Annotated in this window: 7 protein-coding genes; 5 read left to right on the forward strand and 2 right to left on the reverse strand. The window is 72.1% G+C overall.

The window, feature by feature from the left end; all coding sequences use genetic code 11:
• Positions 1-4 precede the first annotated feature (4 nt).
• The 3 genes from ACFMQL_RS19760 to ACFMQL_RS19770 are packed head-to-tail and all read left to right on the forward strand — an operon-like array spanning position 5 to position 6,215.
• A complete protein-coding gene (locus tag ACFMQL_RS19760) occupies positions 5-808 on the forward strand; it encodes a glycosyltransferase (protein WP_364060365.1) in 804 nt (267 codons plus the stop codon).
• A complete protein-coding gene (locus tag ACFMQL_RS19765; protein ID WP_378786396.1) occupies positions 805-2,055 on the forward strand; it encodes a glycosyltransferase family 4 protein in 1,251 nt (416 codons plus the stop codon). The genes ACFMQL_RS19760 and ACFMQL_RS19765 overlap by 4 nt, the downstream gene beginning before the upstream one ends.
• Entirely contained in the window at positions 2,052-6,215 is a 4,164-nt protein-coding gene (locus ACFMQL_RS19770) for an alpha-(1->3)-arabinofuranosyltransferase family protein (RefSeq protein ID WP_378786398.1), read from the forward strand. Before ACFMQL_RS19765 ends, ACFMQL_RS19770 begins: the two co-directional genes overlap by 4 nt.
• Here ACFMQL_RS19770 and ACFMQL_RS19775 read toward each other — a convergent pair.
• Entirely contained in the window at positions 6,142-7,287 is a 1,146-nt protein-coding gene (locus tag ACFMQL_RS19775; protein ID WP_364060374.1) for an acyltransferase, read from the reverse strand. The two genes, ACFMQL_RS19770 and ACFMQL_RS19775, sit on opposite strands and share 74 nt — an antisense overlap.
• Before the next feature lie 166 nt (positions 7,288-7,453).
• On the opposite strand from ACFMQL_RS19775, the gene ACFMQL_RS19780 reads away from it, so the two are divergent.
• Both ACFMQL_RS19780 and ACFMQL_RS19785 read left to right on the forward strand, forming a co-directional pair.
• A complete protein-coding gene (locus ACFMQL_RS19780; RefSeq protein WP_378786400.1) occupies positions 7,454-8,377 on the forward strand; it encodes a DUF3068 domain-containing protein in 924 nt (307 codons plus the stop codon).
• A 162-nt stretch (positions 8,378-8,539) separates the two neighbouring features.
• The gene (locus ACFMQL_RS19785; protein WP_378786402.1) at positions 8,540-9,646 is read left to right on the forward strand and encodes an NAD(P)H-dependent flavin oxidoreductase; all 1,107 of its coding nucleotides are present in this window, start codon (positions 8,540-8,542) and stop codon (positions 9,644-9,646) included.
• Positions 9,647-9,801: 155 nt separating this feature from the next.
• On the opposite strand, the gene ACFMQL_RS19790 is transcribed toward ACFMQL_RS19785, so the two are convergent.
• On the reverse strand, positions 9,802-10,611 hold the full coding sequence (locus tag ACFMQL_RS19790) for a crotonase/enoyl-CoA hydratase family protein (protein ID WP_378786403.1): 810 nt from the start codon (positions 10,609-10,611) through the stop codon (positions 9,802-9,804).
• Between the last annotated feature and the right edge of the window lie 45 nt (positions 10,612-10,656).

Below are 10,656 nucleotides of genomic sequence, written 5' to 3' on the forward strand. Positions count from 1 at the left end.
CGCCATGCCACCCTCTCCGCAAGGGGACGAGGGCACGAGCCGGCGACCACTGCTTGAGATCGTCATTCCCGCCTACAACGAGGAAGGACGACTACCCGGGGGGCTCCTGCAGCTGTGCGCGAAGCTCGCCCGCATGCCGTTCCCCGCTTCCGTCATCGTCGTGGACAACGCCAGCACGGACCGTACGGCCGAGATCGTCGAGAACTGGCCGCGCGGCGACGTCCCCGTCCGGCTCATCCGGTGCGCGAAGCCCGGCAAGGGAGCCGCCGTACGTGCCGGCCTGCTCGGCACCAGCGCGCCCTTCGTCGGCTTCTGCGACGCCGACATGGCCACCGACCTCGACGCCATCGACCTGGCGCTCGGGCTGCTGCTGTCCGGTGAGCGCGTGGTGATCGGGTCGCGGGCACACCGGGACTCCCACGTGGAGAACCGGCACAGCCGGATCCGCGAGCTGGGCGCGTACGGGTTCCGCGCGCTGGCCGGCGCGCTCGTCCGCGGTGTCGGCGACACCCAGTGCGGCTTCAAGTTCTTCGACGGCCCGCTCGCCCGCGAGTGCGCCGAGCTGCTGCGCACGCCCGGCTTCGCCTTCGACATCGAGCTGCTCGCCCGCTGCGCCGAGCGGGGCGGCCGGATCACGGAGATCCCCGTGCGATGGCGCGACATGCCGGGCTCGCGCTTCTCCCCGGCCCGGCACACCGCCGGCATCGTGCTGGAGCTGGGCAGGATCTGGCTGCGGCTGCGCACGAGGCCGGCGTCCGCCGCGCGGCCGGCGTGGGAGCCGCCGCTCGACCCCGTCGGATTTCCGTGAAGATCGCTGTCGTCAACTGGCGCGACCCCTGGCACCCCCAGGCGGGCGGCGCCGAGACCTTCGCCTGGGAGTCGGCCCGCCGTTTCGCGCGGGCCGGCCACCAGGTCACGTACGTCACCGCGCGCGCTCCCGGGCAGCGCAGGAGCGAGCTCGTGGAAGGGGTGCGCTTCGTGCGGATGGGTGGTGTCTTCACCGTCTATCCGCTGGTGCTGGCCTGGCTGCTGCTGCGCAGGGGCCGCTTCGACGCGGTGCTCGACTGCCAGAACGGCATCCCGTTCTTCACGCCGTGGGTGGTGCGGCGGCGCACGCGGGTGGTCTGTGTGGTGCACCACGTGCACGACCGGCAGTTCGGCGTGCACATGCCGGGGTGGCTCGCGGCCTTCGGGCGCTTCCTCGAAGGGCCGGTCTCGCGGTGGAGCTACCGGCGGCACGCGAGCGTGGCCGTCTCGCCGTCCACCGAGCTCGCCATGCGCGAGCGGCTCGGGTGGCGCGGTCCCGTCCACGTCATCCCGAACGGGGTCAGCGTCGTTCAGCCGGGCCCCGTCGAAAAGAGCCGCGAGCCGCGCCTGGTCTGCCTCGGGCGGCTGGTCGCGCACAAGCGGTTGCACCTGCTGCTGGACGCCGTCGCCGAGCTGCGCGAGCACCACCCGGATCTGACGGTGGACATCATCGGCCGCGGCCCTGAGGAGGCGGCGCTGCGGGCCCGGCTGCCCGAGGGCGTCACGCTCCACGGCTACCTGCCTGAGGAGGAGAAGGCGCGGGTGGTCGCGCGGGCCTGGCTGCACATCAGCGCCTCCCAGGGCGAGGGCTGGGGGCTGAGCGTGCTGGAGGCCGCCGCGCTGGGCGTGCCGACGGTGGCCTTCGACGTGGACGGGCTGCGCGACGCCGTACGGCCGGGGGAGACCGGCTGGCTGCTGCTGGAAGACGGCGAGCCTGTTCAGGGGCTGGCCAAGGGGATCGCCGCCGCACTCGACGAGCTGGACGAAACTTATAGCGTGAAATGTCGGGCATGGGCTGACCGCTTCTCCTGGGACCACAGCGCCGAACGCCTCCTCGCACTCCTGCGCGGCGACGACCCAGGCGCCGACCCGGCCTTCGGGCTCTCCGAGGGCCTCGCCGACGGCCTGAGCGAGGCGCGCGCCGGCGACCCGGGCGAGGTCCGCAGCGGCGGTTGCGCCGGCGACCCGGGCGAGGTCCGCAGCGGCGGTTGCGCCGGCGACCCGGCCCTCGGGTGGGAGCGCCCATGACACCGCCCGAGAGGCCGCCCGCGACCGGGCGGGTCAGGACCCTGCTGCCCGCGCCCACGCTGCTGCCCACCGACAAGCTGGTGGCCGGGCGGCGCATCGGCGCGGGCCGCCCGGTCGGCGAGGCGACCAGGCGGCGGTTCTGGCTGCTGCTGTGCTGCTTCGGCTTCGCGCTGCTCGCCTTCACCACCCGGCCGGGCCACCTCATCTCCGACACCAAGATGGACCTCGCGCTCAACCCGGTCGGCTGGCTCGAGCGCGCCGCCCACCTGTGGGACCTGCAGCACTTCGGCCAGCTCCAGAACCAGGTGGCCGGCTACATCTTCCCGATGGGCCCGTTCTTCGCGCTGGGCGACCTGGCGGGGATCCCGCCGTGGGTGACGCAGCGGCTCTGGCTGACGCTGCTGATGTGCGTGGCCTTCCTCGGCGTCGAACGCCTGGCGGGACGGCTCGGCATCGGCTCGCCGGGCACCAGGATCGCGGGGGCACTGGCGTACGCGCTGGCCCCGCGCACGCTGTCGATCATCGGCGAGATCTCCGTCGAATGGCTGCCCGCCGCGATGCTGCCGTGGATCCTGCTGCCGCTGCTCACCGCGTCGGAGACCGGCCAGCGGGCGCGCGGCGCGATCAGGTCGGCGCTGGCGGTGGCGCTGTGCGGCGGCGTGAACGCGGTCGCCGTGCTGGCCGTGCTGGTCGCGCCCGTGCTCTACATCCTCACCAGGCCGCGCCCGGTGCCGCGCTGGCGGCTGCTCGGCTGGTGGTCGGGCGCGGTCGCGGTGGCCACCCTGTTCTGGTCGCTGCCGCTGCTGCTGATCGGCCGGTACGCGTTCTCGTTCCTGCCGTACACCGAGACCGCCGAGACCACCACGGCCGTCACCTCGCTCACGAACGTGCTGCGCGGCGCCTCCGACTGGGTGCGCTACCTGCCGCTGAACGGCGTCCTGGAGCAGCCGCCGGGGTTCAGGATCGCGACCGCGGCCTCGATGGTCGTGGTCACGGGCGTGATCGCGGCGCTCGGCCTGGCCGGTCTCGCCCGCCGCGACCTGCCCGCCAGGGGCTTCCTGGTGACGCTCTTCCTGGTCGGCGTGGTCGCGCTGGTCGCCGGGCACGCGAGCGCGCTGGAGCCGGTCACCGCGGAGGCGGTGCGCTGGCTGCTCGACGGGCCGCTCGCGCCGCTGCGCAACCTGCGCAAGTTCGACCCGCTCGTCCGGCTCGCGCTCGCCTTCGGCTTCGCGCACCTGCTGGCGCGTCACGCCAGGCTGCCGGTCCGTACGATCGCCGTCGCCGCCTGCACCGCGCTCGTGCTGCCGGTCTTCAACCAGGGCCTGGCCGCGCCCGGCGACTTCAAGGAGGTGCCCGCCCACTGGCGCGAGGCCGCCGCCTGGCTCGACCGCAACGCGGGCGACGACGGCGTGCTGGTCGTGCCGGGCGCGAAGTTCGCCGAGTACGTCTGGGGCCGTCCCGTGGACGAGCCGCTCCAGGCGCTGACCACCGCCCGCTGGACCACCAGGAAGATCGAGCCGCCCGGCTCGGTCGGCCTGACCCGGCTGCTCGACGCCATCGACCTGCGCCTGGCATCTGGGCGCGGCTCGGCGGGGGTGACCGAGGTGCTGCGCAGGCTGGGCGTGCGCTACCTGCTCGTCAGGAACGACCTCATCCGGCCGAACCTCCAGGGCGCCTGGCCGTCGCGCGTCTACGAGGCGCTGCGCGAGTCGCCCGGTATCACCAAGGTGCGCTCGTTCGGCGAGCCGGTCGGCGACCGGGAGGCCGACGACGCGGTGAACGCGCTGGACCCGGCCTTCCCCGCGCTGGAGCTGTACGAGGTGACGGGCGCCTCCGACCTGGTCTCCGTGCGCCCCGCGGCCGACGCGCTGGCCGTGCGCGGCGCGCCGGAGTCGCTGCTCGCGATGGGCGACCTCGGCCTGCTCGACGACGAGCCGGTGCTGGTCAACGGCGACGCGGGCACCCGCGAGGCGCCCACCGTGGTGAGCGACGCGCTGCGGCTGAAGGAGCGCTCGTTCGGCGAGCTGCGCACGAACCGGTCGCCGACCCTCACCGCCGACCACAAGAGCGACTTCGACGGGGTCAGGGCGCTGGACCTGCTGGAGAAGGGCTGGCTCGACGAGGCCGCGGTGGCCGAGTACGACGGCATCGCCCGCATCAGCGCCTCCTCGTCGGTCGCCGACCCGTACGCGCCGGCCGGGATCAGCAGCACCGGGCGCGGCCCGTACGCCGCCATGGACGGCAACGCGAAGACCGGCTGGGAGAGCGACGGCACGAAGGACCCGCGCGGCGAGTGGCTGCGGGTGGACCTGCGCGGCCGGATGCGAATCCCGTACGTGAACGTCATGTTCGCGCCCGACCTGCTGCTCGGCCAGTCCGTCTCCCGCGTGGCGGTGGAGACCGAGGCGGGCAGCCTGGTGCAGGACGTCGCCCGTACGACGGACCCGCAGCGGCTGCGCGTGCCCGACGGGCCGACGAGCTGGGTGCGGATCAAGGTGGCCGCCACGGCGTCCGGCACCTGGAGCTACGGCCAGCGCGTCGGCGTGGTCGAGCTGTCGATCCCCGGCGTCACGGCCGGGCGTACGATCCGGCTGCCCGGCGAGGGCGGCGACGTGTACGTCATGGACCGCGGCCTCGACGGCCGGCCCGCCTGCATGCGTAACCCGCAGCGCTGGGTGTGCAACGAGGTCGCGCTGGCCGAGCAGAGCGAGGAGACCGGTTTCGACCGCACCTTCCGCGCCGGCGACGCGGCGAGCGTGACCGTACGGGGGACGGCCGTGCTGCGCGACCCCGAGCTGATCGACCGCTACACCCGCATCCGTGCGGACCTGACCAGCGTGACCGGCTCGTCCCAGCTCAGCGAGGACGCCGTGGTCTCGCCCAGGTCGGCCTTCGACGGCGACGACAGCACCACCTGGATCCCCGACGCCGACGACAAGGAGCCCGTGCTCACCGTCGCGTGGAAGAAGCCGATCACGGTCTCCCGCGTCCAGATCGGCCGCCCTGGCGGCGACCAGGCCACGCTGGACGTGATCGTCAGCGGGGACGGCGGCCAGGTGCGCGGCGGACGCGTGGACGAGCACGGCATCGTGACGTTCACGCCGATGAAGACCCGCACGCTCAAGCTCCGCTTCACGCCGTTCTCGCAGCGGTTGCAGGTGACCGAGCTGGTCATCCCCGGCGTCGATCCGGTGGGGCGGCCCGCCGACGTGCCGCTGCGGCTGGCGTGCGGCTTCGGCCCGACCATCGAGGTGAACGGCCGCACGATCCCGACCAGCGTCACCGGCACCCACGCCGACCTGCTCGAACAGCGGCCGGTGCGGATCACGGGCTGCGCGAAGGCGGCACTCGCCGCCGGCGACAACCGGGTGCGGGTGGCGGGCTGGGATCCGTACGCGATCGACGCGCTGGTGGTCGGGGCGCTGCCCGAGCGGACGCCCGGCGTGGAGGGCGGCGTGGTGCAGCGCACCTGGACGCCCTCCAAGCGCGAGGTCGCCGTCAGCGCGCCGAAGGACTCCTTCCTCGTCGTCAACGAGAACTTCAACGCCGGCTGGCGGGCGAGCATCGGCGGCGAGACGCTCAAACCGGTCAGGATCGACGGCTGGAAGCAGGCGTGGGAGCTGCCCGCCGGGACCACGGGCACCGTGACGATGGAGTACCTGCCCGACCGGCTCTACCGGCTCGCGCTCGTGCTTGGCCTCGCCGGGATCGCGCTGCTCGCGCTGGTCGCCGTGGTGCTGCGGGGGCCGCGTCCCGAGCACGTGCGCGAGACCGCCGCCGCATCCGCCGCCCGGCTGTCGCGGCCGCGGGCGCCGTACGTGGTGGTGGCGGCGCTGGCGTTCGGCGGCTGGACGGCGAGCTGGCCCGGCATGCTGGCGGTGCTCGGCGCGCTGCTGGTGACCCTGCTGCTGCGGGCCAGGCGGTGGCCCGCGCACTGGGCGGCGGCGGGCGCGTTCTGCGCGGCCGCGCTGTCCCTGGCCGCCGCGATGACGCTGCGGAACTACGGCATCGACGTCGAGCTGCTCATGGATCAGGTGCCGCAGCTCGCCTCCTGCGCGGCGGTCGGCGTGCTGTTCGGCCAGCTCGTCAGCGAGCCGGCGCGGCGGGAAGAGCGGCGCGAGCTGCCGGCGGCGAGGCAGGTGCTGACCGGTGTCGGCTGAGCTTGAGCGCGCTCACCTCGATCAGGTGGTAGCTGCCGACGCTCAGCAGCATGGTCACCACGAACGAGACCACCGCGACGCTGGTGAAGTCGGCCTGGAACGGCTGCGCGCCGGTCAGCTTGAGCTGCAGCGTGATCACCGGCGCGTGCCAGAGGAAGAAGCTGTAGGAGATGCGGCCCAGGTAGGCCGCGACGGGGTTGCCGAGCACCCGGTTGCGCAGCGACTCCGGCCTGGACGCCAGCGCGAACGGCGCCACCAGCAGCACCGACACCGCGGTCTCCAAAGCCAGCCGCCACAGCGACTGCGACAGCGTGGGCAGCACGAGCGTGCGCGGGCCGGCCAGCTCGGTGCTCAGCAGCACGTACAGCAGGCCAGCGAGCACCAGGAGCTGCGGGGCCAGCGACTCGATGACCCGGCTGTGCCCGATCCACACCGACAGCACCGCCATCGCCATGCCGCAGCCGAAGAACACCAGGTGGTACGGCAGCAGCAGGGCGAGGTCCGGCAGCTCCGCCAGCCGGGCGACGACCACGGTGACCACCGAGATCAGCGGCAGCACCGAGATGCCCGCGAGCAGCCGCACCGGGCGGTTGCCGCCGCGCGCCCACCGGTGCAGCGCCCAGGCCAGCACCGGCAGCAGCACGTAGAAGGACATCTCGATGGGCAGCGTCCACATTTGGTAGAGACCGTCGGGCGTCGGGTCGTCGGGGAAGAAGTTCTGTGCGAGCAGCATCCACTTCAGCCAGCCGGTCCAGTCGTACGAGGTCCACGCCCACAGGGCGAGCGCGCTCACCAGCCAGTAGACGGGCATGACGCGCAGCACCCGGCGCCACAGGTAGCCGAGCGGCCGCGGCCGTGGCGTATCCTCGATCACCGCGCGCGCCCACGGGCGGTAGAGCAGCAGGCCCGACAGGAGGAAGAAGATGGGGACGGCGATGCCCAGGCGGCTCATCAGCCAGTTGAGCATGCCGTCGCGGTACATGACGCCGGTGTTGCTCCCGACGTGCAGCAGCCAGACGCCGAGCGCGGCCACCGCGCGGATGCCGTCGAGTGCGGCGTCCCTGCCCTTCATCCACGCTCCAGATGTCCGCTGCCGGTCTCCGAAACTACGATAGAACTTGTTTCTATCAATTTGGTTGCGGTGGTTCCGCCGCCGCTGACCGGCTGCACCCCCTGTCATACTTTGATGCTCGACGAACGCACCGAACGACAACATGTTCTACAATGCGGAGGCCTCGATGGGTCGCATCTCCACGCTCGTCCTCATCGGGTTCGGGGCTTTCTTCATCGCGTTGGCGCCGCTGCTGAGATTCTGGGCGGCCGACAAGATCATCTCCGCGCCCGCCGACCAGTTCGGCATCTCGCGGCTCGAGGCCAAGAACGCCCGGTACTTCTCGCTGCAGGACCTCAAGGTGCTGACCGGTGATCTCGACATCATCGTCACCACCCGCGGCGACGTGAAGGAGGCCACCAGCGAGCGGGTGGTCTGGGACGAGGCCATGGTCGTCAACGACGTGACCAACAAGCGGCCCCTGATCGAGCTGTCCGAGCGGCGCAGCGCCTTCGACCGCTACACCGGCGAGGCCCTGAATTGCTGCGGCGCGAGCGTCGAGAAGACGCCGGTGCAGATGGAGGGGCAGGTCTACAAGTTCCCGTTCAACGTGGAGAAGAAGACGTACAAGGTGTTCAACGCCACCGCGCAGAAGGCGTTCGACGCCACGTTCGTCCGCGAGGACACGGTCAACGGCCTGCCGGTCTACGTCTTCGAGCAGCAGGTGCCGCCGACCAAGACCGAGACCCGCACCGCGCCCGCCAACGTGCTCGGCATCAAGGACGCCACCGGCGACGTGCAGGTCGACCGCTGGTACGACGGCAAGACCACCTACTGGGTCGAGCCGGTCACCGGGTCTCCGGTGCGGCAGGAGGTGCAGCGTCACGAGGTGCTGAAGACGCAGGACGGCGTCGAGCGCTCGGAGGCCTTCGTCGCGACCGCGAAGATGACCGACAAGACCGTGGACGAGCTGGTCAAGAACGCCGAGCAGTCCAAGAACGCCATCAACCTGCTGAAGAACGTCATCCCGCTGGTGCTGCTGATCGTCGGCGTCGTGCTCGTCGTGGCCGGCGTCATCCTGGGGTTGCGCCGCCCGGCCGCGGCCGCCTGAGTACCGCAACGCTTTGAGGGCCCGTTTCGAACGGGCCCTTTTTCATTGACGCGAAGCTTGACTAGAACGGGTTACAAAAGCTTGTTACCCGCCAGTAGTAGTTCAAAGATTCTAGGCTAGAACACGTTGCAGTTCGCTGTATCGCGGACGTATCGTCAGGCCATGCGGACACGCGTCACGGACATGTTCGGAATCGAGCTACCGATCTTCGCGTTCAGCCACTGCCGGGATGTGGTCGCCGCCGTCAGCAAGGCCGGCGGCATGGGCGTGCTCGGCGCGCTCTACTTCACCCCGGAAGAGCTCGAAGTCGAGCTCACGTGGATCGACGACCACGTGGACGGCCGGCCGTACGGGGTGGACGTCGTCATGCCGGCCTCGTACGAGGGCGCCGACTTCGCGCCCGACGAGCTGGTCGGCCGCCTCCAGGCGATGATCCCCGACGGTCACCGGGCGTTCGTCGAGAACCTGCTGGCCAGGCATGGCGTGCCGCCGCTGTCCGCGGGCGCCGACCCCGGCAAGGTGCTGCTCGGCTGGACGGACGCCACCGCGCGCCCGCAGGTCGAGGTCGCCCTGCGCCACCCCATCGCGCTGCTCGCCAACGCGCTCGGCCCGCCGCCCGCCGACGTGGTCACGCTCGCCCACGCCCACGGCGTCAAGGTGGCCGCGCTCGCCTCCACCCCGCGCCACGCGCTCAAGCAGGTCGAGGTCGGGGTGGACGTCGTGGTCGCCCAGGGCACCGAGGCCGGCGGGCACACCGGCGAGATCTCCACCATGGTGCTCATCCCGCAGGTCGTGGACGCGGTGGACGTACCGGTGCTGGCGGCGGGCGGCATCGGCAACGGTCGCCAGATGGCCGCCGCGATGGCCCTCGGCGCCGAGGGCGTGTGGACGGGCTCGATCTGGCTCACCGTCGAGGAGGCCGACACCCCCGAGATGGCCAGGCGCCGCATCCTCGACGCCACATCCCGCGACACCGTCCGCTCGCGGAGCTGGACCGGCAAGCCCGCCCGGCTGCTGAAGAACGCGTGGACCGAGGCGTGGGAGTCGGAGGAGTCGCCGGGCACGCTGCCGATGCCGCTGCAGTTCATGCTGGTCTCCGACGCCCTGCGCCGCATCGGCCGCTCCGGTGCCGCCGAGCTCGCCACGTTCCCCGCCGGCCAGATCATCGGCATCATGAACCAGGTCAAACCCGCCAAGGACGTCGTCTACTCCCTGGTCGAGGAGTACGCCGAAGCCTGCGCCCGCCTCCAGCGCCTCACCACCGACTGACCCGCACGCTTGGCACGACACCGTCACCCGCCGCGGCCGCACCTGTACGACAGCGTCGCGCCACGGCAGGGCCCCGGCGCGACTCGCCGTGCCGCGATCAGCGACGGTGTCGTCCGGTGGAAGCCGGCGCGCTCGCCGGACGTCGGCTCCCGGTGTCACCGGCCCTCGTAGCGGGCGGGGCGGTTTTCGCGCCAGGCGCGGGTGCCCTCCTTGGCGTCCTCCGAGCCGATCACCGGCCAGCCCAGCTCGTCCGACACCTTCAAAGCCTCAGGCTCGGGCAGGCCGAGCGTGTCGCGGTAGGTGCGCAGGATCGCCTGAACGGCGAGCGGGCCGGAGGCGGCGACGTCGTCGGCCAGCTCGCGGGCCACCGCCAGCGCCTGGCCGTCGGGGACGACGCGGTTGACCAGCCCCATCGACAGCGCCTCCGCCGCCGTGATCGCGCGCCCGGTCAGCAGGAGGTCCATGGCGTGGCAGTACGGGATCTGGCGCGGCAGCCGTACGGCGCTGCCGCCCATCGGGAACAGCGCCCGCTTGGCCTCGAAGAGCCCGAGCGTCGCCGACTCGGCCGCCACCCGCAGGTCGGTGCCCACCAGCAGCTCGGTGCCGCCGGCCACCGCGTAGCCCTCGACCGCGCTGATGACCGGCTTCGTCGGCAGGTCCTCGCGCAGCAGGCCCTTCCAGTGGAAGTCCGGGATCTCGGCGGCGCGGGCCTGCACCTCGGGGTCGCTCGATGGCTGCCCCATCGCCTTGAGGTCGGCCCCGGCGCAGAACGTGCCCTCTGCGCCGGTCAGGATCGCCACCCGTACGCAGGGCTCCTCCGAGGCGTACGCCCACGCCGAGGCCAGGCCGATCAGCATGTCCGCGGAGAGCGCGTTGCGGGCCTCGGGCCGGTTCATGGTGACGATGAGAACGTGGCCGTCGCGTTCGATCCGGCAGTGCGGCGTGCTGATCGGCAAGAGCTCCACGATGCCTCCGTAAGTCGCTAGATCAAGCGCTTGCTACGGACTTTG

Origin of the sequence: Nonomuraea fastidiosa (assembly GCF_042751225.1) — a bacterium.
GTDB lineage: Bacteria > Actinomycetota > Actinomycetes > Streptosporangiales > Streptosporangiaceae > Nonomuraea > Nonomuraea fastidiosa.